The organism is Rhizobium sp. BK112, assembly GCF_014193215.1.
Taxonomy (GTDB): domain Bacteria; phylum Pseudomonadota; class Alphaproteobacteria; order Rhizobiales; family Rhizobiaceae; genus Rhizobium; species Rhizobium anhuiense.
In genome coordinates this window covers 117,305-137,062 of the sequence record NZ_JACHYZ010000006.1, presented here as the reverse complement: position 1 = coordinate 137,062, position 19,758 = coordinate 117,305, and the positions used below count along the sequence as shown (strand labels likewise).

Sequence of the window (19,758 nt, the reverse complement as noted above, 5' to 3'; positions counted from 1 at the left end):
CCGCTGCGCACTTTTGCTGAAATTGCTCTAAGCTCGGCCGTGCGAGATCCGCGATCGGCGTGCCAGCGAGTCGACAATGACGGCGACGGCAAGGACAGCACCGGTGATCATGTATCGAAGCGACGACGACAGATCGAGAAGCGTCAGCCCGCTGGCGATCGACTGGATGACGATGATGCCGAGAAGGGCTGAGTAGGCACTGCCGCGCCCACCGAACAGGCTCGTGCCGCCGATGACGGCTGCCGCAATGGCGTTGAGATTGACGTCGCCGGTGCCGGCCTGCTGGCTTGCCGTCGCCAGCCGTGCGGCCGACAGCACGCCGCCGGCTGCCGCCAGCAGCGCGCACATGACGAAGGCGCTCGTATAGATGCGCGAGACGTTGATGCCGGAGCGGCGGGCCGCTTCCCTGTTGCCGCCGACGGCATGCATGGAGCGCCCCCATTTCGTGCGCGTCAGCGCATAGTTCATTGCGGCGACGAGTCCGACGAAAAGGCCGAACATCCACGGAATGCCGCGCGACTGGTTGAGATAGAATGCGACGGCTTCCAGGGCGAGCGTGATGATGACGGCGCGCAGCAGCAGCCCGCCGGTCGATTTTGCCGACAGGCCGGCTGCCCGCCGGCGTGTCGCCGTACGGTAGCCGGAAAAGAAAAAGGCAATGCCGGCAAGTAACACCAGCGCATAGGCGATCGGATCCGGCATGACCATGATCTGGCCGAAACTGACGAGCCAGGAACCGTAGGGGAGATTGATCGAACCGGTCGCTCCCAGGATATAGAGCTGGAGGCCGAGAACCGCGAGTAGCCCGGACAGGGTGGACACGAAACTCGGCATGCCGAAGCGGTTGAAGACAAACGCGTAAAGCGAGCCGATGAGGGCGCCGACAATCATGGCGGCGAGGATTGCCAGGACCACTGGCCAACCCTGGTTGACCCAGAAGACGCCGACCAGCGCCGAGGCGAAGCCGCTGACGGAGCCGACGGAGAGGTCGATCTCACCCACCATCAGGATGCAGACGATACCGAGCGAGATGACCCCGACCGTCGAGCAGTCGAACAGCATGTTGACGAGGTTGCTGCTGGAGAGAAACACCGGATTGAGCGCCTGGAACACCGTCCAGATGATCGCCAGGCCGACAATGACCGGCAGGGAACCGAGATCGCCGGAGCGGATGCGATCCCAAAAGGCCTGGATCGAGCCTCCCAGACTGTCATCGTGGCGCACTCTCTCGTCACGCCGGTCGAGCAGCGCCGGCGCCGCCGGGTCATTCTGGATGGTCTTCATTATGGCCTGCCCTCCTCGTTCTCTCGGCTTTGCGCCTGGCGGCGCGACGCGCGGCGGGAGACGGAATTGTTGGCGGCGCCGGTGATGGCGCTGACCAGCTGTTCGTTGGACGCGTCGGGCGGCATGGTGCCATTGTTGCGGCCGAGACGAAGGACGACGATGCGATCGGCAACGGCGCGCACATCCTCCATATTGTGGCTGATCATGATGACGGCGAGGCCGCGTTCCCGCACGCGCTCGATGAGGTCAAGCACTTCGGCGGTCTGAGCAACGCCAAGCGCTGCTGTGGGTTCATCGAGCATGATCAGTTTCGGCTCAAGCAGCAACGATCGGGCGATCGCCACGGTCTGGCGCTGCCCTCCGGAGAGTGAGGCGACCGGCTCGCGCACACTTGGAATGCGAGCCGAAAGCTCGTTCAAGAGCTGCCAGGCGCGGATCTCCATGGCGACCTCATCGAGCTGAAACGGACTGAGTTCCTTGCCGAGAAAGATATTGGCGACGACGTCGAGATTTTCGCAAAGTGCCAAATCCTGGAATACCGTTGCAATGCCGAGCCCGAGAGCAGCACTTGGGCTCGGCAGGTTCACCGGTTTGCCCTCGAACAGGATCGTGCCCGAGCTTGGCTGGTGCACACCGGCCAGGATCTTGACCAATGTCGACTTGCCGGCGCCGTTGTCGCCAACCAGCGCCACAACCTCGCCGGCATGCACGTCGAGTTCGATATCGGTGAGCGCCGACACAGCCCCGAAGTTCTTCGATATTCCGCGCAGGCTGAGGACAGGCTGACGGTAGGGGTGAAGGGTATGGGAGGTTTCAGACATCGCCTGGCCTTTCAGGAAAGCGAAGCGGGAAGCACAGCCGGCGAACCGGTCGCGCTTCCCGTTGCGGATTACTTCGTGATGCCGAGCTTCTTGCAGCCGTCAGCATAGCGGCCGGTGCACAGCTCCTCGGCGGTGTTGATCTTCTTGTCGATGATCTCAGCCTTGAGGTTTTCGGCAGTGACGACCGCAGGGACGAAAAGTTGCGCCGGCGTGTCGTACAGCGTCATTTCGGCCTTCGGCGTTTCTCCGGCCAGGAGCTTCACGGCGACGTCGGCAGCGGCAGCGGCAACGATTTCGCTCGGCTTGGAGATCGTATTGTACTGATCCCCTGAGATGATCAGCTGTAGTGCCGCGATCGTCGCGTCATTGCCGGTCACCGGCGGCACGGGATCGACGCCCGCTGCCTTGAAAGCTGCAATTGCGCCGCCGCCGGTACCGTCATTGGCGGCGACCACGCCAACGATCTGCTTGCCGAAACGGGTGATCTGGCCGGCTGCCCATTGCTGCGCATTCGAGGGCTGCCAGTTGGGTGTGTCGAATTCGGCAAGCGTCTTATATCCGCCGCTCGCCAGCCCCTCGTGAATGCCGTCCTTGATCAGCCCGGCAGCCGCATCGGTCGGCGAACCGTTGATCTGCAGGATGCCACCGCCATCGGTCGGCACATTCTGAGCCTTGAGATGCTGAACGAGCGATTCCGCAATTGCCTTGCCGATCGCTTTGTTGTCGAAGGAGACGTAGAAATCGGCCTTGCCTTTTGGAATCGGACGGTCATAGGCAATGACCTTCACGCCCTGGCTCTGTGCGAGCTGGACGAGCGATGCGGCCGCTGCCGAATCCACCGGGTCGAGCACGATGACCTTGGCGCCTTGGGTGATCGCCGAATTGAACTGTTGCTGCTGTTTTGCGATATCGGCATCGGCGTTCTGATAAAGAACCTTGCATGACGCGCAAAGCTTCTTCATCTCCGCGACGAAACCCGGATGGTCGTGCTCCTCATAGCGGGTCGAGCCCTGGTCGGGCATGAGGAATGCAACTGTCGCATCCGAAACGGCTGCTTGCGCAAAGGCGGAAGTACCGCCCAGCAAGGACAGAACGAAGACCGCGGCGCCTGCCGACTTTGTCGAGAATTTCATCATTTCCATCTCCTCCCATTGGTAAAATTGTGTAGGTTCGCGATTGCACTGTTCTGCTCTGGCCGTTCGGCTGAATGAACGGTCGCGCCTGTCCCTGCGGTTTGACGTTTTGAGGACAAGCATCTCCGATCGCGAGCGCGCTCATCGCGCGCCCACGTTCAAGTCAGTGTCAGTTTTGGTTCCTCCTCTTTGTCCTCCCTCGGGCTGTGCCCTTTCGACTCCTCCTCTAGGCCGCCTTTGCCACGTTGATATTGTCACCCAGCAATCGCCGGAAACGAGAAGGCGTCATGCCTTTTTCCGCGAGAAACTGCCGGTTGAAGTTGGACAGATTGTTGAAGCCGACCTCGAAGCAGATATCGGTGATCGATGCATGGTCATCGCTCATCAAAATCTGGCAGGCAAGATTGATGCGCAGGCGTTTCACATACTGTACCAGCGACATGCCGGTATGGCGTCGGAAGGCGCGCGAAAAGGCGCCTGTCGACTGATCGGCAATCGCTGCGAGATCGGCTTCGTCGAAGGACTTCGTCAGATTTTCCCTGATATAGGCGAGCGCCTTGTTGATGCCGGCCGACATGTATCCCGATGGATCGGGCAGATAGCTCGGGCTGGCGAGAAGTTGGGAATCCTGCGCCCGGCTGAGCAGGCCGACGATCATCATGAACAGTTCGATGCGACGCACGCCGTGCGCCTGCTGCACCTCGTTCATCAGGGGAGCAACCTCGCGGCTGGTGTCGGCTCCGAAGAGCACGCCGCGGCGGGAGGCTTCGAGAACCGCATCGAAGGGACCGAGTTCGGCGAACACCTTCATCGTGTCGCTGATGAAATTCTCGCTAAACTGGATGAGCTGGCAGCGAAGCGGAATACTCGATCCTTTCGGGACATCGCTGATCCAGTTGTGAGGAAGGTTAGGCCCCGCCAGCACGAGATTGCCAGGCTCGAACTCGCCGATGAAATCGCCGACGAAATACCGTCCTGTCGTCGCCACGACCAGATGAAGTTCGTATTCGGGGTGAAAATGCCAGCGAACCGTATGGTAGGGATAGCCGTGCGCCTTCGTTGCGAAAGATTCGCCCGGCCTGATCTGAATGACTTCCAAGTCAGGTTCCATTGTTTCCTCCTCCGAGGACGGCTCCACGCCAGCCCGCCAAATTCCCTTTTTGGCTTTATTGTTAAGGGGAGTGTAGTGGTCTCGTTTCACGCCCGCCACCACGATTCCCAGTCAAAACCGATACTTTTTTGACAATTGACGCTGCGGAGCGGACGGAAAGACGGCAACAATCCGCATGCATATCGTCCGAGGACGCAGTTCAGGCTGCCAAGGCGGCAATGACGTTTCTGACCAGTGCAGAGGAGGACAGCCGGCTCGTGGCGCAGCTCGGGGTGCCGATCGCGCCGACACGCACGGAAACGCCGCCGCGGGCATTGGCGATCGCAAACATCGACTCGTCGGTCAGGTCATCGCCGATCGTAATCGGGCAGCGGTTCCTGAAGGGATCGGACTGGAAAAATCGCTCCAGTGCATCGCCCTTGCTCGACCGTGCCGGCCGCAATTCAAATACCCTCTTGCCGAGTTGCAATGCCCAGTTCGGTCCGGCGAGCTCGGCATAGTATTGCATGCGGTCTTCAAGCACCTTTTCATATTCGGGTGCGAGACGGTAATGGGCGGCAACGGCCGCGCCCTTGTCTTCGATCAAGACACCGGGATAGTGCTCGGCTTCCGCGGTCAGCGCATGTTTCAGTGCCTGAAACTCAGGTGTCGCCTCGACCGTCTGCATGCCGGTGGCGCTTCTGATCTCGGCACCGTGCAGGCCGGCTGTCGGAAATTCAAAGGGTTTGAACAGCTCGTCGGCATAAGAAAGTGATCGTCCGGTGACCAGCGCCAGGGCACCGCCGAGCTTGTTCGACAGGCGATGAAGTTGTCCGGGAAGCGCTTCTGGGACCTCGATCGCATCCGGTGTGGGCGCAAGATTGAGCAGCGTCCCGTCGATATCGAGAAACATCGCCCAATGGTCCGGCTCTTCCAAGACCAGTGAAAGCATTTCCTGGGTAGCGGTGTCGTCCTGCACGGTATTCTCCAAACTCTGCAATGATTGAAGCTAGGTCGCCGGCCAACAAGGACAAGGTGGCTTTTCAGACTCCGGAACATCCTGAGGCTAGTCCGCGTTGTATCTCGCCGCCCGTTCGAGCACTCGCGCCGTAGAAGGTACATTGATGGCCAAAAGCAGTTCTGATCCCCGTGATGAGGTCAACGCCCCGCTGGCACATGGCGCTTTAAATCTGCCATTGGTGACGATCGACGACTACAACAACGAACTGCGTGACAAGGATGGTTTCGTTGGCGACAACGCCAACAAGAAGACTTTCCAACAGAAGCTCGACGACTGGAGAAAGCGCATCCGCAAGGTCGGAGATGACCCGATCGGCAAGACCGCGACGGCGAAGCTTTCCAAGAAGAAGATCGATGCCTTTCTGAAAGGCGACGATATGGAGGCGGCGGCATTGGTCATGGGGGCGGTGGAGGACTTTTCCCAGGACTTTGCCGACGTGATCGGAAAGTTCCTCAAAGACAAGCGCTGGGGCAGGACGGAACGCATCGTCGTCGGCGGTGGCTTCCGGCAGAGCCGTTTTGGCGAGCTGGCGATCGCCAGGACCATGGTTCTTCTCAAGGTGGCGGGCATTGATGTCGAGGTGGTGCCGATCGTTCACCATCCCGATGAGGCCGGACTGATCGGCGCGGTTCACCTGATGCCGCCGTGGATTTTCAAAGGCCACGAGGCGATGCTCGCCGTCGACATCGGCGGGACAAATGTTCGCGCCGGCGTCGTTAAATTCGGAAAGAACGACGTACCGAATTTTAAAGATGCGAGCGTCTGGGAATCAGCCATCTGGCGCCACGCCGACGACGAGCCAAGCCGTACCGCAACCATCGAGAGATTGGCCGCGATGTTGCAGGATCTGATTGGCAAGGCTGAGAAAGCCAATCTCAAACCCGCGCCCATCATCGGGATCGCATGCCCCGGAATCATCAAAGCCGATGGCTCCATCGAACGCGGCGGACAGAACCTGCCGGGCGGAAACTGGGAGAGCGACAGCTTCAACCTTCCCGGCGCGCTGATGAAGGCCATTCCCGAGATCGGCGACGACAGCACATTCGTGATGATGCACAACGATGCCGTCGTGCAGGGATTGTCGCAGATCCCTTATATGAACGACGTGTCGAGATGGGCCGTGCTGACCATCGGTACAGGTTTGGGCAACGCGCATTTTACCAATCGCGAGGCAACGAAGGCGCGATAGGCTCACCCCCTTCCTCACGTAGCACCAAATGACAAAGGCGCGCGGATGGGCGGCGATGCGGGCTTGGCGGTGATCGGGGGCGTTATGGTAAACATGCGGTAAACAAAGAAGAATTCCGTATACGGAAGCAAACTCATCAATCAGTTCCTCTAGGAAGGATCGTGGTTTTGCGGAGCGTATAGGTGGGGGACTGGCTCGGGAGCTGAACGATACTGCGTGAACCCGCTGGCCTGCCGATCATATCGGCTGATGCCTGATTCGCCTAGCGCGCTATTGCGATCTTCGACGTGGAGGCCGCGTCGTCCCGGCATGATTACAGCTATGACCCCGTTCTGACGCCGGCACAGGACTAGGACTGTGATCGCTTGGCCATTGACAGGATCCTGACGCAACCGAAGCCCCACCCCTCTGATACCAGCTGCTCGCCGACTTAGATTGGGGCGGAGAAGACCAAGGCCGAATGTCCCCTCACCCCGATAGGCTGCGCAGCAAAGCGCTTCTGCAGGAAGACCTCCACCGCGATGAAGCACGATCAGCGGCAGTGCCGGCTCGCCCTTGCTATCAAAGATGGGCCGCCTTCCTTTCACGCCCGGCCTGTGTCTGCGAGGCTCCTTTCCAACTTGGTAAGCAGAGTGATCCGAAATCCCCATCGTGGCCGCCGGTCGCTGCATTTTTAAACCACCTGAAAGATGGAGGCCCTCCCCTTCCCGGCCCCAGGAAAAGATGGTGATAACGCTGCCTGGCGGTTATCGGCGGGTTCGAATTACGCTTATCTCTGCGGCTTCACGCAATCTATGACGAAGGATGTGTCAATGAACTTCAAGGGAATAAGCGCTCCGCTCAATGCGGGCCGTCTCGAACAAATGCTGGCCCTTGCAGCGTCACGCCGCGATGCCGAAACCCAGGACGCAAATGACAAGCCTTCCGGCAATGAACCCGTCCGCGGGCTGGAAGCCGAAAACCTGTACCGTTCGTCCGCCTACAAATGAGAAATCGAACAACCTGATCGGTCTATGCCAGGCGTCCGAAGGTGCGCTTGGATGGAGCGCTAGCGACGCTGAGTCGTATCGATTATGTGCCGCGATACTTTGAGGCTGGCTTTCATCGACCCGGAGCAGGCCGTCGTTGTCAGCTGACAATGGTGCTAAGATTCCGGAATTCCACATGATTTTTTTGCAGAATCCATTTTATAATAGATTGGCCATCCAAGAAACCGCTTGACGGAATCAGCAGACTCACGATCATTTGCGCAAAATCACTCGATTTATCAGGATTTGCGTGAATGCCGACCAAGGTCGCGATTGTTGAGAAAGCCAAGAGAGCGAGTCCAGTCTCGATCGACGAGACGATTGCGCAGGACTCGACGATGCTCGGCAGCCAGCTGCAGGTGCTGTTCGAGCGATTGTTTTCACCCAATGCCCGCAAATCGTTGCGGCGGTTCAGCAGCACCGAGGCAGCCAAGCTGCTCGGCGTCACCGACAGCTATGTTCGTCATCTCGCCGCCCAGGTCGAGAGCATCAGTCCGGAAAAGACGGCGGCTGGCCGTCGGGTATTCTCGCTCGAGGAAATCCATGCGATGCGCCAGCACCTCGGGCGCACCAAACCCTCCTATTTGCCGATGCGCCGACCGGGCGACCATCTCCAGGTGATCGCCGTGACCAATTTCAAGGGCGGCTCCGGCAAGACGACGACATCAGTCCACCTGGCGCAGTTCCTGGCTCTGCGTGGCTACCGCGTGCTCGCCGTCGACCTCGATCCGCAGGCGTCGATGTCGGCGATGCTCGGATATCAGCCCGAATTCGATGTCGGCGAAAACGAGACACTTTACGGCGCCATTAAATATGACGAGACGCGCCGCGATGTTAGCGACATCGTCCGTCAGACCTATTTCCCTGGGCTCGATCTCATTCCCGGCAATCTCGAACTGCACGAGTTCGAACACGATACGCCAAAGGCGCTTGCCGACACCAACCGCGACGACAAGGACATGTTCTTCATGCGGGTTGGTAATGCGCTGCATTCGCTGGAGCAGAACTACGACGTCGTCATCATCGATTGCCCACCGACCCTGGGCTTCCTGACGCTGTCTGCCCTCTGCGCCGCAACCTCCGTCCTGATCACCGTCCATCCGCAGATGCTCGACGTGGCGTCGATGAACCAGTTCCTAACGATGACCTCCGACCTGCTGGCCGTAGTCAAACAGGCAGGCGGCAATTTGGATTACGACTGGATGCGTTATCTCATCACCCGCTATGAGCCCAATGATGGGCCGCAGGCGCAGATCGTCGCCTTCTTGCGCAGTCTGTTCGGCGAGCGCGTGCTGACGGCGATGATGGTCAAGTCGACGGCTGTCTCGGATGCGGGACTCTCTAAGCAGACAATCTACGAGGCAGGACGCGAGACGATGCATCGTCAGACCTATGACCGCGGGGTGGAATCCGTCGACAGCGTCAATGCCGAGGTCGAGCAACTCATCCGCAGCGCATGGAGCAGGACATGAGCCCAAAGGGACGCGACATCCTGAAAAGCATGGTCGGCGCCGTCGAGCCGACACGGCCGGAGGCGCCAATCGCGCAGCCGCCGCACCGCCCATCGGGAGCGGTCAAGGCGATGAATTTGTCGCTTGGCCGGTTGGGAGAGGAAGCGGCTGCCGCCAAGGCGCTGCGTGAATCGCTGGCCTCCGGCGACAAGGTACTGGAGATCGATCCGGCTGCCGTCGAAATGTCCTTTATCCGCGACCGTATCCCGGTCGATAGGGATGCAGAGTTCGAGCGATTGAAGCAATCGATCCGGGACAGCGGCCAGCAGGTTCCGATCCTGGTACGGCCGGACCCGGTAAGGGCTGGGCACTACCAGGCCGCCTATGGCCACAGGCGCCTGCGAGCCGCGGCAGAGATCGGGGTTCCCGTCAAGGCCGTCGTGCGAAAGCTCACGGATGAAGAGCTGATCCTCGCACAGGGCCAGGAAAACGGCCCCCGAGTCGACTTGAGTTTTATCGAGCGGGCACTGTTTGCGCGCCGCCTGGATGAGCATGGATTCAGCCGCGAGATGATCGCCACGGCGCTGACAACCGACAAGCCGGAAACCTCACGGCTCCTGCAGGTGGCTCAGACCATCGACCCCGAGATTATTCTCGCCATTGGGCCGGCTCCCAAGGTTGGACGCCCGCGCTGGCTGGCGTTTGCCGAAAAATTCAGGGAGACGGGCGGGCAGAAGAAGGCCCAGGCCGCAATCGGAGCCCGCGGCTTCCTGGCGTTGGACACCAACAGCCGCTTTGATGTCATCTGGAAAGCGCTGGAGGAGAAGACCCCACCGCAGCGGGCCGAGCAGACCCTCCGGGCCCAGGGTGGCGCTCCGCTTGCTTTGGTGGCCCGCTCCGGCAAAACCTTTCGCATCACCGTCAAATCGGCGGCGTTTTCGGAATTCCTGGCTCAGCGGTTGGTAAGCCTCGCCGCCGAGTTCGAAGAGGAGAATGAGGGAAAATGAGGCAGTCAGACCGGATTGTCAGCTGACAATCCGGATAGGAGATAACGCGCAAAAGAAAAAAGCCCCCGAACGTCACCGTCACGGAAGCTTTCCTCGTAGTCTTGAACACCTCCGAGAATCGCACTTCCGAGAATCGCTGTCAAGAGTTTTTGGCGCCGTTTTGGCGAGCGGATTTCTTTTGCCTCGTTGAGGTGGAAGATATGGAAACCGGGAATGTGACGACGCCCTTCGGGCGGCGGTTAATGACGCTTGGCATGCTCACAAGCCAGGTAATGGCACGCGAGATCAAGACTGATCAGTCCGTCGACAAGTGGAGATTGTTTCGCGCGCTCTGCGAAGCAAAGCCGCTTCTCGGCATCAGCGATCGAGCGCTTGCCGTACTCAACGCTCTTTTGAGCTTTTATCCGAAGAACGAGCTGGCGCAGGAAAACGGTTTGATCGTATTCCCATCAAACATCCAGCTTTCGCTCAGAACGCACGGCATGGCCGAGCAGACCGTCCGGCGTCATCTCGCCGCGCTCGTCCAGGCAGGTCTGCTGTTGCGCAAGGACAGCCCCAACGGCAAGCGTTATGTCCGCAGGAACAGGGCAGGGGAGGTCAACGAGGCGTTCGGCTTCTCGCTTGCGCCACTGCTTGCCCGTGCTAGCGAGATCGAACAACTCGCAGCCGAAGTGATGGCCGAGCGGCTGCATGTCCAGCGTCTGCGCGAACGCATCACTCTCTGCCGTCGCGACATCGCAAAATTGATCGAAGCAGCCGTCGAGGAACAGATCCCTGGCGACTGGCAAGGCCTGTACTGCGAGTTCCGAGACCTGATCGAAGGCCTGCCCCGATCCCCGACGGCGTCGCAGCTCGAACTGTTGCTGGATGAATTGACGACTCTGCGGGCAGATGTCCTTAACCGGTTGGAAATTCGGATTGAATCAATAAAAGAGCGCGGCAATGCCAATTATATTGAGCGCCACATACAGAATTCGAATCCCGAATCTAATTCTGAACTTGAACCAGACTTCGACACGAAGCAGGGCGCGATGCCGGAGCAAGACAACGGGCGACGGGCCGCGACGTCAGAAGAGGGTAGAGCTGAGGCAGCCCATTCGAGTCGGTGCGAGAAAGAGCACAGTCTACGGACAGGCGGCCGCAATGATGGTGACCGACTGAAATCCTTCCCGCTCGGCTTGGTTCTGCAAGCCTGCCCGGAAATTCTCGCCTATGGTCCGGGCGGTATCATCCGCAACTGGCGCGATCTGATGACCGCGGCGGTCACGGTTCGCTCGATGCTCGGCGTCAGTCCGTCGGCCTACGAAGAGGCCGCCAATGTGATGGGTCCGGAAAACGCGGCAACCGTCATGGCATGCATCCTGGAGCGCGGTGGCCACATTAATTCGGCTGGTGGCTATCTTCGTGGCCTGACACGACGAAGCGAAAAGGGAGAATTCGCGATCGGCCCGATGCTGATGGCTCTTCTGCGGGCAAATGCGTCGGCCGGACGGAAATTTGGATAGGTCTTCGGCTCCGTGTGGGCGGCGGCGGTGGCTAAGCTCGGGCAAAAGTCTCTGCAGGCTGCTATGAAGAGCTCCATCCCCAAAGCCTTCGAAAGAGCTCTTTGGTTTTGCGGATCGTATGGATGAGAGGTGCCACCAATGCAAAGAGGTCCAAGCTTTGCAACGGGCGTGCAGCAGGCCCTTTTCGACAATGTCGTATCGGCTGGACCGATGCGGGCATAGACGGTGTCGGCGCGCATGATGGTAATTTCCTCGCCCTGGTCGGCGCGTTCGAAGAGGTCGGCAAAATTCTTGCGAGCCTCGCTGTTTGTGGCTGGTCTACTGCGTGGTGTCGGCCCCCGCGAAAGAATGTCGCGGCGCGGTGCCACGATCTATGGGAACGTAAGGACACCTTGAAGACCTCACTTCGATAACGAATCCTTCTCGGAAGTGAGGGAGAAATGCACAAGTCCATCCCGTGCGGCGGAAGTAATAGGCGATATCACTTCTGGTTAACGGCACGTTTGCTGTGGCATCAATGGGTTATGAGATACGGGCGGTTAGGGCGGCTTTGTCCTCAGGCAGGAATCGGCCATGGTACTGCCGGATCGTGTCTGGGGGCTGGATCGTATAGCTTGCCTGCTCGTAGAAGCCGGTCAGCTTCAAGATATGGGACAAGGACGTCGCGCACATAATGCACGCCTATGCGGTAAGACGCCCCTGATGGCGGCCAGGCTGGTGTACGGGTTGGGAAATCCCTCAGGCTCGGTGCATGGGCTCTCGATGTCGCGTTCCGCGTCCTCAGCGAAAAGAACACCATAATGAATTAGGATTGGCTGTCGGCCAGACGTTTGCTGATCCGTGCGAAGGATTCCGCAGCGGGGCGCAGTTTGCCGTCCTCGACCTGCCGGTTGGTGAGCGCGAGCGTCTCCTGTGTTCTTCATATTGGCCGACGTCCTGAAGGACAGCTTTCGCTTCTCCGTGAAGCGTAATGACGACCGGCTGCGAATGATCCTTAAGTGTCCGAAGGATCGTCGGCTCATGCGTCTTGAGGTCGCTGATCGGCTTTAGCTGTTTTGACAGCTTCATTCACTTACGCCCTTTCGACCGGAAAATTGATCCTTGAGTGGTCGATTGAAAGAAGCCCTCCGCTGCCGGTGAGACCCAGTTCTGGCAGGCGATTTCCATCTTATGTGCGGCCATCTTTTTTTCACTCAGCGTGTTCGAAAGAGAATGTCATTTCTTATAATGATGTTTGTCTACTGATTTTATAGACTACGCTTTGCAACCAGGGATCGGATCGTGGCGTCATGACCTACCTCCTCAGTCTTCTCGACAAAAGCCCGATCGAACAGGGTTTAACCGCCGCAGATGCGCTGCGGGCGACGGTCAAGATTGCTGCCCGGGCCGAGGAACTTGGTTATCACCGTTTCTGGGTCGCCGAGCATCATAACATGTCCAATCTGGCGAGCTCTGCGCCAGAAGCGCTGATAGCTTACCTTCTCGCAAAGACGTCGAAAATCCGCATCGGCTCCGGTGGCGTCATGCTGCAGCATTACAGCGCATATAAGGTTGCGGAGACCTTCAATCTTCTGGCTTCGCTTGCGCCCGGCCGCGTCGATCTCGGTGTCGGCAAGGCGCCGGGCGGCTTTCCGCTGTCGACGCGCGCTCTCCAGCTAGCCGTCGATCCATCCAGGAAGCCCGATTTTGCCAACCAGCTTGCCGATCTCAACACTTATCTCGCCGCCGACCCGAATTACGATGGTGCGCAGGCGACCCCTTTCCCGCCGACGGCTCCCGAACGTTTCCTGCTCGGCGCCAGCGTCGAAAGCGCCGAGCTGGCCGCCGAGAAGGGTTGGGAACTTGTCTTTGCCGGTCACCTGAACGGCGATCCGGACAATTTGCGCAGGACCTTCGAGGCCTATGAGCGGGTATCCGGCGGCAAGCGTCCGATCCTGGCGCTCGCAGCCTTTGCCGCCGAAAGCGAGGACTACGCCCGCGAGCGGGTCGGCAAACTGCGCATCGTCAAGGTGTTCCTGCCGAACGGCCAGACCGTGAATGTCGGCAGCGAGGAGCAGGCGGCCGAATTCGCCCGCCAAGCCGGCGTCACCGATTACCGCACTGAGGAAAAGGTGCCGAGCGTGCTGCATGGCACGCCGAAGCAGATCCGCAAGGAGCTGGACGAGCTTCACCGCAGCTACGGGGTCAAGGAGTTCGTGCTCGACACGCCGGCGCTTTCGGTCGCCGAGCGTCTTGCCTCCATCGAACTACTCGCCGCGGAGCGGCTTTCCCTCGTCGCCTGACCGTTTTTAAGAAGGATTGATCCCATGGCTCAGAAACACGTCACGTTCGGCATCATGCTGCAAGGTCCCGGCGGCCACATGAATGCCTGGAAACATCCAAGCGGACCGGCCGATGCCAGCGTCAATTTCGACTTCTTCGTCAAGACGGCGCGTAAGGCGGAGGCGGCCGGCATCGCCTTCGCCTTCGTTGCCGACGGACTTTATATCAACGAGCAGTCGATCCCGCATTTCCTCAATCGGTTCGAGCCGATCGCCATCCTCTCGGCGCTTGCCGCCTCGACCTCGAAAATCGGCCTCGTTGGCACGGTCTCGACCTCCTACAGCGATCCCTTCACCATTGCCCGCCAGTTCGCCTCGATCGATCTCATCAGCGGCGGCCGGGCAGGGTGGAATGCGGTGACCTCGCCGCTAGAGGGTTCGGGGCGCAATTACAGCCGCGAACATCCCGAACACGAACTGCGCTACGAGATCGCCGAGGACTATATCGATGCGATCAAGGGTCTATGGGATTCCTGGGACGATGACGCCTTCGTTCGCAATCGCGAGACCGGCGTCTATGCCGACAAGACGAAGATGCATCGCCTCAATCACAAGGGCCGGTTCTTCCGTATCGAGGGACCGCTCAATATCGGCCGTTCCAAGCAGGGCCAGCCGGTCGTGTTCCAGGCGGGCGCCTCGGATTCCGGCATCAGGCTCGCCGGCAAGCATGCCGATGCCGTCTTCACCAATGGCGGGCCGTTCGAGGAGGCGCAGGCCTTTTATCGCCAGTTGAAGGACAGCGTCATCGCTCATGGGCGTCCGGCGGCGGAAGTCGGCATCTATCCGGGTATCGGGCCGATCGTCGGGGCGACGCAGGAAGAGGCGGAAGCCAAGTACCAGGCGATCCGCAACCTCGTCACGATAGAGGAGGCGCTGCTCTATCTCGGCCGCTTCTTCGATCATCATGATTTCAGTGTTTATCCGTTGGACGAGCCGTTCCCCGAACTCGGCGATATCGGCAGGAACAATTTCCGCGCCACCACCGACCGCATCAAACGGACGGCGCGGGAGAAGGGCTTGACGCTCCGCCAGGTCGCGCTCGATTCGGCAACGCCGCGCACCGCCTTCATCGGCACCGCCGAGCATATCGCCGACGAAATCATTCGCTGGGTGGATCAGGGCGCGGCCGACGGCTTCATTCTCGGCTTTCCCGTCATCGCCGAGGGTTTCGACGATTTCTCCAGATACGTTCTGCCGATCCTCACAGAGCGCGGTTATTTCGATCCGGTCCTGAAGGGTGAGACGCTGCGCGACCATCTCGGCCTACCCTTCCGCGAGAGCCGCTATGCGGCGGATGCGGAGCAGCTCGAACGCGGAAAGGCCGTCGGCGCCTGAAGCGCCGGCGAACCGTCATGGATATCATCGCTCAAAACCCGCGCAGCAACGATCCGGTCGAGAAGGGCATCGCCACCTACCTCGATGAAATCATCGCGCTTCGCCACGATCTCCACCAATATCCGGAGCTTGCCTTCCAGGAGCTCAGAACCAGCAAGCTTGTGGCATCTCACCTTTCCGCCTGGGGCTACGAGGTGGTGACGGGCATTGCCGGCACCGGCGTCGTCGCCACCCTCCCGCGCGGCGACGGCAAGAAGCGGATCGGTATTCGCGCCGACATGGATGCGCTGCCGATCGAGGAGGCGACCGGACTGGCCTATGCCAGCAGCAATCCCGGCGTCATGCACGCCTGCGGCCATGACGGACATACCGCGATCCTGCTCGCCGCCGCCCGTTATCTCTCAGAGAACGGCAATTTCAACGGCACGCTGCGGCTGATCTTCCAGCCTGCCGAGGAGATTGGCGCCGGCGCCCGCAAGATGATTTCGGAAGGTCTGTTCGAGCGTTTTCCCGTCGATGCGGTATTCGGGCTGCACAATTGGCCGGGTGTGCCGACGGGCAAATTCGGCTTCGTCGCCGGCCCGGCCATGGCTTCGGTCGACAAGGCGATCATCAAGATCATCGGCAAGGGCGGCCATGGCGCCGAACCGCACCGCACCGTCGATCCGGTGCTCGCTTCGGCCTCCTTCATCACCGCGCTGCAGAGCGTCGTCTCGCGCAATGTCGATCCGCAGGAGATGGCGGTCGTCACCGTCGGCTCGATCCATGCCGGCTCCGCCTCGAACGTCATCCCGGAAAGCGTCGAGATGCAGCTGACCATGCGGGCCTACAGCGAAATCGTCCGTCAACTGTTGCGAGAGCGCATTCCGGCCCTTGCCCATGCCCAGGCCGAAAGCTTCGGCGCCGAGGCCGATGTGAATTATCGCCTCGGCTTTCCGGCGCTGGTCAATCATGCCGGGGAAACCGAATTCGCCAGCCGGGTCGCATACGACGCTCTTGGTCCAGCGGCGATCGAGAAGGATTTCCGACCGAGAACCGCGAGCGAGGATTTCGCCTTCATGCTGCAGGCAAACCCCGGCAACTACCTCTTCGTCGGCAATGGCGACAGCGCCCCTCTCCACAGCGCCCATTACAATTTCAACGATGCGATCATCGCGCCTGCCGCCCGCTACTGGGTGCGGCTCGCCGAAACCTTCCTCACTGATGACAACGGGTGATGAACGATATGAGCGATACGTTTCTCTATACCAGCCCTCTCGACCCCCGCGCCAAGCCGCTGATCGATGAATTGATCTATGAATATGATAGTCGCTACGGCACCTATTTCAATGCCGAAGGTGCGGCCGCCGAGCTCAACCGTTATCCCCCCGAAGCCTTTGCACCGCCGGATGGCAATTTTCTCCTGTTGATCCGCGATGGCGAAACCATCGGCGGCGGCGCCTTCAAGCATTATGACGAGCGCACGGCCGAGTTCAAACGCATCTGGACGCGCTCCGATCTGCGCCGGCAGGGCCTTGCCCGCAAGGTGCTGGTTGAGCTGGAGGCCCAGGCCGCCCGCCAGGGCTATGCCCGCATCTACCTCACGACAGGCTTTCGCCAACCCGAGGCCGTCGGCCTCTATCTCAACTATGGCTACACCGCGCTCTTCGACACGTCAGCCGATCCCGAGATCTACAAAAGCCTGCCTTTCGAAAAGGACATCACCCATCTCGCCGAGCCTGCTCTCGACGATGCCGAGCCGCGCTTGCGCGTGGCCGGCGCAAATTACTGAAAGCGGCAAAGACCGACAATCGTAAAAGGGAAGCACAATGGCACTGACGACGGATTTCGCCGGCATCGACCCCGGCAGCAGGACGGCAGAATCGAAGGACTATTCCCGGTATCGCATCGTGCCGGCGCGCCATCCCGAACGGTTGGCAGGCACGATCTTCGCCGCTTTTGTCATCGTCGCGGTGCTCTATTCCACCTTCACCAATCCGCGCTGGGGTTGGAACGTCTTTGCCGAATGGTTCTTTGCCGAGCCGGTGCTCGTCGGCCTCGGCAGGACGCTGCTCCTGACCGCGCTTGCCGCCATATCCGGTTCCATCCTCGGAACGGCGCTGGCGCTTGCCCGCGTTTCCAAGTCGCCGCTGCTTTCCGGTGTCTCCTGGGGCTATATCTGGCTCCTGCGCTCGATCCCGGTCATCGTGCTGCTGCTGATCCTGAACAATCTCGGCTATCTCTATGAGACGATCAAGATCGGCATCCCCTTCACCGATACCGTCTTCCTCGACTATCCCACCGTGCAATTGCTGACACCCTTTGCCGCCGCCTTTCTCGGCCTCACGCTCAACCAGTCGGCCTTCTTTGCGGAAATCGTGCGCGGCGGTATCCTTTCAGTCGATCATGGTCAGCTGGAAGCCGCCGCCGCACTCGGGCTGCCGCGCCGCCGCCAGGCTTTCCGCATCGTGCTGCCGCAGGCCATGCGCTCGATCCTGCCGACCGGCTTTAACGAGCTGATCGGACTGGCAAAGAGCACATCCATGGTCTATGTGCTGGCGCTGCCGGAGCTCTTCTATACCGTCCAGGTGATCTACCGCCGCAATCTCGAAGTCATTCCGCTGCTGATGGTCGCGACCGTATGGTACTTGATCATCATGACGGTGCTGTCGGTCGCCCAGCACTATATCGAGCGCTATTTCTCAAAGGGCGCCGTACGCAATCCGACACCGCTACCCTTCCAGGCATTCTTCGAACGCTTCCGCCGTCCGCTGCCAGTTCTCGAGACGGCGAGCGAGCGAGTCCGCAAGCTCGGTTTCGATGATGCGGCGGCCCTGCGGACGGGTGGTGCGGTGCGTATCCATGGTATTTCCAAAAGCTTTGGCTCGCTGAAGGTGCTCGATGATGTCGAGCTCAGCCTTCCCGCCGGCAGCGTGACCGCAATCCTCGGCCCGTCCGGCTCCGGCAAGTCGACGCTTCTGCGTGCCATCAACCATCTGGAGCGTGTCGATGAAGGCTTCATCTCGGTCGACGGCGATTTCGTCGGCTACAGCAGGAAGGGCGACACGCTCTACGAGCTCAAGGAAAAGGATATTCTCACCCGCCGCGCCGATATCGGCATGGTCTTCCAGAGCTTCAATCTGTTCCCGCATCTGACGGTGCTCGAAAACCTCATCGAGGCACCGATCCAGGTGCGCGGCGTCAGCCGCGAGGAGGCGGTGCAATTGGCGCAGGAGCTGTTGGCCCGCATCGGCCTCAGCGACAAGATCAACGCCTATCCGCGCCAGCTTTCCGGCGGCCAGCAGCAGCGTGTGGCGATCGCCCGCGCCCTGGCGCTCCGTCCCAAGGTGCTGCTCTTCGACGAGCCGACCTCGGCGCTCGATCCGGAACTCGTCGGCGAAGTGCTCGATGTCATCAAGGAGCTTGCCCGCACCGGTACGACGCTCGTCATCGTCACCCATGAAATCGGGTTTGCCCGCGAAGTCGCCGACACCGTCGTCTTCATGGACGGCGGCCGCATTCTCGAAGCCGGCCCGCCGGCCCGCATCTTCACGCAAGCGGAACATCCCCGAACACGGGAATTCCTCGCCAAGGTTCTCTAGCGCCCGATAGCGCTGGTGAAATGCCGGGCCGCGACGGGCTGCTCTGGGAGCCGTCACCATTGCCGCGATCGGTTTCGGTTCCGCTCAGGCGCAGCAGAAATTCGATCTCAGCCCCGAGCAGCCGAACCGGCTGCGGGTGGAAAAGAACGAGAAGCGCATTGCCGAAGTCAAGGACTTCAAGTTCGTCGAAAACGGCGTCTTCACCGTCGGCATCAGCTCGAGCGGCAATCTGCCGCTGCATGATTATGCCTCCGATTCCAAGACCGTCATCGGTTACGACGTCGATCTGGCGCAGGCGATTGCCGACAGCCTGGGCCTGAAGCTCGAGCTCGTTTCCGTCGCCTGGGCCGATTGGCCGCTGGGACTGACCTCGGGGAAGTTCGATGTGGTGATCTCCAACGTGACCGTCACGGAAGAGCGCAAGGAGAAATTCGACTTCTCGACCTACCGCAAGGATGAACTCGGCTTCCACGTCAAGGCCGACAGCCCGATTGCGGCGATCAAGGAGCCGAAGGATATTGCCGGCCTGAAGGTCATCACCGATGCCGGCACCAACCAGGAGAAGATCCTGCTGGAATGGGACCGCCGGAATGTCGCCGCCGGCCTGAAGCCGATCGAGGTGCAATATTATGACGACGATGCGGTCAAGGATCTCGCCGTCCAGTCCGGCAGAGCCGATGCCGTCTTCAGCGTAAACGCGACGCAGGCCTATTCGGCGGGGATAAACGGCAAGACCAAGCTCGTCGGCACCGTCAGCGGTGGTTGGCCGATCACGGCAGAAATTGCCGTCACCACCCGCAAGGGCAGTGGCCTGGCAGCGCCGTTGACCGATGTCGTCAACGATCTGATCGCCAGTGGCGCCTATCGCAAGATCCTCGATACGTGGAACCTCGGTCCCGAGGCAATCGACAAGGCTCAGACCAACCCGCCCGGCTTGCCGAAGAGCGGTTCGTAATCTTGGTCTGGCGGACCGGCGTTACAGGGTAGCGCGC

At 60.3% G+C, this 19,758-nt stretch carries 16 protein-coding genes and 3 pseudogenes; 11 read left to right on the top strand and 8 right to left on the bottom strand.

Features of this window, described 5'->3' with window-relative positions; translation table 11 throughout:
• Nucleotides 1–27 precede the first annotated feature (27 nt).
• The 5 genes from FHT75_RS18230 to otsB form a co-directional block, all read right to left on the bottom strand.
• Nucleotides 28–1,284: a sugar ABC transporter permease gene (locus tag FHT75_RS18230; protein ID WP_049810866.1), complete on the bottom strand. Its 1,257-nt coding sequence runs from the start codon at nucleotides 1,282–1,284 to the stop codon at nucleotides 28–30.
• Complete coding sequence (locus FHT75_RS18225; RefSeq protein WP_028755944.1) at nucleotides 1,284–2,105, bottom strand: ATP-binding cassette domain-containing protein; 822 nt, start codon at nucleotides 2,103–2,105, stop codon at nucleotides 1,284–1,286. The genes FHT75_RS18230 and FHT75_RS18225 overlap by 1 nt, the downstream gene beginning before the upstream one ends.
• A gap of 68 nt (nucleotides 2,106–2,173) precedes the next feature.
• On the bottom strand, nucleotides 2,174–3,247 hold the full coding sequence (locus tag FHT75_RS18220) for a sugar ABC transporter substrate-binding protein (RefSeq protein WP_028757411.1): 1,074 nt from the start codon (nucleotides 3,245–3,247) through the stop codon (nucleotides 2,174–2,176).
• Between the two features lie 217 nt (nucleotides 3,248–3,464).
• Complete coding sequence (locus FHT75_RS18215) at nucleotides 3,465–4,349, bottom strand: helix-turn-helix domain-containing protein (RefSeq protein WP_028755942.1); 885 nt, start codon at nucleotides 4,347–4,349, stop codon at nucleotides 3,465–3,467.
• 199 nt (nucleotides 4,350–4,548) lie between these two features.
• On the bottom strand, nucleotides 4,549–5,328 hold the full coding sequence (gene otsB / locus FHT75_RS18210) for a trehalose-phosphatase (RefSeq protein WP_028755941.1): 780 nt from the start codon (nucleotides 5,326–5,328) through the stop codon (nucleotides 4,549–4,551).
• A gap of 124 nt (nucleotides 5,329–5,452) precedes the next feature.
• On the opposite strand from otsB, the gene FHT75_RS18205 reads away from it, so the two are divergent.
• From FHT75_RS18205 to repC, 5 genes are all read left to right on the top strand, one after another.
• Nucleotides 5,453–6,538, top strand: coding sequence for an ROK family protein (locus FHT75_RS18205; protein ID WP_028755940.1), 1,086 nt, complete (start codon nucleotides 5,453–5,455; stop codon nucleotides 6,536–6,538).
• An 812-nt stretch (nucleotides 6,539–7,350) separates the two neighbouring features.
• Nucleotides 7,351–7,527 carry a hypothetical protein gene (locus FHT75_RS18200; protein ID WP_164735883.1) on the top strand — a complete coding sequence of 59 codons (177 nt, stop codon included), beginning with the start codon at nucleotides 7,351–7,353 and terminating at the stop codon, nucleotides 7,525–7,527.
• A 293-nt stretch (nucleotides 7,528–7,820) separates the two neighbouring features.
• Nucleotides 7,821–9,038, top strand: coding sequence for a plasmid partitioning protein RepA (gene repA, locus FHT75_RS18195; RefSeq protein WP_028755939.1), 1,218 nt, complete (start codon nucleotides 7,821–7,823; stop codon nucleotides 9,036–9,038).
• Nucleotides 9,035–10,024, top strand: a complete 990-nt coding sequence (gene repB, locus FHT75_RS18190) for a plasmid partitioning protein RepB (RefSeq protein ID WP_028755938.1) — start codon at nucleotides 9,035–9,037, stop codon at nucleotides 10,022–10,024. The genes repA and repB overlap by 4 nt, the downstream gene beginning before the upstream one ends.
• Nucleotides 10,025–10,224: 200 nt before the next feature.
• Entirely contained in the window at nucleotides 10,225–11,529 is a 1,305-nt protein-coding gene (repC, locus tag FHT75_RS18185) for a plasmid replication protein RepC (protein ID WP_028755937.1), read from the top strand.
• A gap of 197 nt (nucleotides 11,530–11,726) precedes the next feature.
• Here repC and FHT75_RS36500 read toward each other — a convergent pair.
• The 3 pseudogenes from FHT75_RS36500 to FHT75_RS18180 all read right to left on the bottom strand — a co-directional run.
• A pseudogene (locus FHT75_RS36500) lies at nucleotides 11,727–11,879 on the bottom strand (type II toxin-antitoxin system Phd/YefM family antitoxin); the annotation flags it as partial.
• Between the two features lie 172 nt (nucleotides 11,880–12,051).
• Nucleotides 12,052–12,266: pseudogene (locus FHT75_RS35910) on the bottom strand (hypothetical protein); the annotation flags it as partial.
• Nucleotides 12,267–12,334: 68 nt separating this feature from the next.
• A pseudogene (locus tag FHT75_RS18180) lies at nucleotides 12,335–12,597 on the bottom strand (type II toxin-antitoxin system Phd/YefM family antitoxin).
• Nucleotides 12,598–12,818: 221 nt separating this feature from the next.
• Between FHT75_RS18180 and FHT75_RS18175 the strand changes: the two are divergent.
• From FHT75_RS18175 to FHT75_RS18150, 6 genes are read left to right on the top strand one after another with little or no spacing between them, the layout of a single operon-like run.
• On the top strand, nucleotides 12,819–13,811 hold the full coding sequence (locus FHT75_RS18175; protein WP_183845109.1) for an LLM class flavin-dependent oxidoreductase: 993 nt from the start codon (nucleotides 12,819–12,821) through the stop codon (nucleotides 13,809–13,811).
• 24 nt (nucleotides 13,812–13,835) lie between these two features.
• Entirely contained in the window at nucleotides 13,836–15,185 is a 1,350-nt protein-coding gene (locus FHT75_RS18170; RefSeq protein WP_183845108.1) for an LLM class flavin-dependent oxidoreductase, read from the top strand.
• Nucleotides 15,186–15,202: 17 nt separating this feature from the next.
• Nucleotides 15,203–16,402, top strand: coding sequence for a M20 aminoacylase family protein (locus FHT75_RS18165; RefSeq protein ID WP_183845107.1), 1,200 nt, complete (start codon nucleotides 15,203–15,205; stop codon nucleotides 16,400–16,402).
• Nucleotides 16,399–16,956 (top strand): GNAT family N-acetyltransferase, encoded by a 558-nt coding sequence (locus FHT75_RS18160; protein ID WP_028756190.1) that lies wholly within the window; start codon nucleotides 16,399–16,401, stop codon nucleotides 16,954–16,956. The genes FHT75_RS18165 and FHT75_RS18160 overlap by 4 nt, the downstream gene beginning before the upstream one ends.
• Nucleotides 16,957–16,993: 37 nt before the next feature.
• Nucleotides 16,994–18,766 (top strand): amino acid ABC transporter permease/ATP-binding protein, encoded by a 1,773-nt coding sequence (locus tag FHT75_RS36275; protein ID WP_183845106.1) that lies wholly within the window; start codon nucleotides 16,994–16,996, stop codon nucleotides 18,764–18,766.
• A gap of 43 nt (nucleotides 18,767–18,809) precedes the next feature.
• Nucleotides 18,810–19,721 carry an ABC transporter substrate-binding protein gene (locus tag FHT75_RS18150; protein ID WP_183845174.1) on the top strand — a complete coding sequence of 304 codons (912 nt, stop codon included), beginning with the start codon at nucleotides 18,810–18,812 and terminating at the stop codon, nucleotides 19,719–19,721.
• Nucleotides 19,722–19,758: the final 37 nt, after the last annotated feature.

Excerpts from the sequence above, each read along its gene's own strand:
- FHT75_RS18230 (WP_049810866.1), bottom strand. The coding sequence starts at position 1,284 with ATGAAGACCATCCAGAATGACCCGGCGGCGCCGGCGCTGCTCGACCGG.
- FHT75_RS18225 (WP_028755944.1), bottom strand. The coding sequence starts at position 2,105 with ATGTCTGAAACCTCCCATACCCTTCACCCCTACCGTCAGCCTGTCCTC.
- FHT75_RS18220 (WP_028757411.1), bottom strand. The coding sequence starts at position 3,247 with ATGGAAATGATGAAATTCTCGACAAAGTCGGCAGGCGCCGCGGTCTTC.
- FHT75_RS18215 (WP_028755942.1), bottom strand. The coding sequence starts at position 4,349 with ATGGAACCTGACTTGGAAGTCATTCAGATCAGGCCGGGCGAATCTTTC.
- FHT75_RS18205 (WP_028755940.1), top strand. The coding sequence starts at position 5,453 with ATGGCCAAAAGCAGTTCTGATCCCCGTGATGAGGTCAACGCCCCGCTG.
- FHT75_RS18200 (WP_164735883.1), top strand. The coding sequence starts at position 7,351 with ATGAACTTCAAGGGAATAAGCGCTCCGCTCAATGCGGGCCGTCTCGAA.
- repA (WP_028755939.1), top strand. The coding sequence starts at position 7,821 with ATGCCGACCAAGGTCGCGATTGTTGAGAAAGCCAAGAGAGCGAGTCCA.
- repB (WP_028755938.1), top strand. The coding sequence starts at position 9,035 with ATGAGCCCAAAGGGACGCGACATCCTGAAAAGCATGGTCGGCGCCGTC.
- repC (WP_028755937.1), top strand. The coding sequence starts at position 10,225 with ATGGAAACCGGGAATGTGACGACGCCCTTCGGGCGGCGGTTAATGACG.
- FHT75_RS18175 (WP_183845109.1), top strand. The coding sequence starts at position 12,819 with ATGACCTACCTCCTCAGTCTTCTCGACAAAAGCCCGATCGAACAGGGT.
- FHT75_RS18170 (WP_183845108.1), top strand. The coding sequence starts at position 13,836 with ATGGCTCAGAAACACGTCACGTTCGGCATCATGCTGCAAGGTCCCGGC.
- FHT75_RS18165 (WP_183845107.1), top strand. The coding sequence starts at position 15,203 with ATGGATATCATCGCTCAAAACCCGCGCAGCAACGATCCGGTCGAGAAG.
- FHT75_RS36275 (WP_183845106.1), top strand. The coding sequence starts at position 16,994 with ATGGCACTGACGACGGATTTCGCCGGCATCGACCCCGGCAGCAGGACG.